A 988-nucleotide genomic window follows, 5' to 3' on the forward strand; every position below is an offset into this window, starting at 1 on the left:
ACCGAGTCCGGCGAGGGGAGCTGCGCCGGGGCGGGATCGACCACCTGGACCAGCGAGCGGGCGCCCTCGGCGGCGTCGATCACCTGCGAGAACAGCTTGGCCGGCAGGTCGAGGTAGACGCCGCCCGGACGCCCCGACACCGCGGCGCGGATGGCCCGGGCCACCGCGATGCCGATGTCCTGGGCGTGCAGCACGCGGAAGGCCGCCTTGCACAAAGGCTTGGCGATGGCGAGCTGGTCCATCTCCTCGTAGTCGCCCTGCTGGAGATCGACGATCTCGCGCTCCGACGAGCCGGAGATCAGGATCATCGGGAAGCAGTTGGTGGTGGCGTTGGCCAGCGCGGTCAGGCCGTTGAGGAAGCCCGGCGCCGAGACGGTCATGCACACGCCCGGCTTCTTGGTCAGGAAGCCGGCGATCGCGGCGGCGTTGCCGGCGTTCTGCTCGTGGCGGAAGGAGATGACCCGCAGCCCCTCGCCCTGGGCCATGCGCAGCAGGTCGGAAATCGGGATGCCCGGCACGACGTAGAGGTTCTCGATGCCGTTGAGCTTGAGGGCATCGATGACGAGCTGGAAACCATCCGTCAGCGCCGGTTCCGCAGCGGTGGCGGCCGTGGCTTGGTTGTTGAGGACTGTGACGGCTGACATAAGGGTTACTCCTCCCCGACTCTTATTCGGTTCACGATCGGTCAATCGAGAAAATCGCAGTGCTGTTCGACATGGCGGGCCAGCCCCAGCGTGTGCTCGCGCACCCGCCGCTCGGCCAGATCGGCGTCGCGCCGGGTCAGGGCGTCGATGATGTCGCGGTGCTCGACGATGGACGTCTCGGCGCGGCCGCCGCGGCGCATGGTGACGCGGCGGATGGCCCGCATGTGGATGAAGAAGCGGTCGGTCAGGTCGGCGATGAGCGTGCAGCCCGAGGCCTGGATGATCGACTGGTGGAAGGCGACGTTGGCGTCGGAATACTCCAGCACATGGTCGGCCAGCTCGCC

At 68.1% G+C, this 988-nt stretch carries 2 protein-coding genes; both read right to left on the minus strand.

What is annotated here, in order from left to right; all coding sequences use genetic code 11:
* On the minus strand, nt 1–644 hold a 644-nt coding region (locus DS843_RS30880; RefSeq protein ID WP_286192420.1), incomplete at its 3' end, for a thiamine pyrophosphate-binding protein.
* 41 nt (nt 645–685) lie between these two features.
* A partial coding sequence (locus DS843_RS30885; protein WP_149472624.1) for an FCD domain-containing protein occupies nt 686–988 on the minus strand: 303 nt, incomplete at its 5' end.

It is taken from the genome of Roseomonas genomospecies 6, from assembly GCF_008365375.1.
Taxonomy (GTDB): Bacteria; Pseudomonadota; Alphaproteobacteria; order Azospirillales; family Azospirillaceae; genus Azospirillum.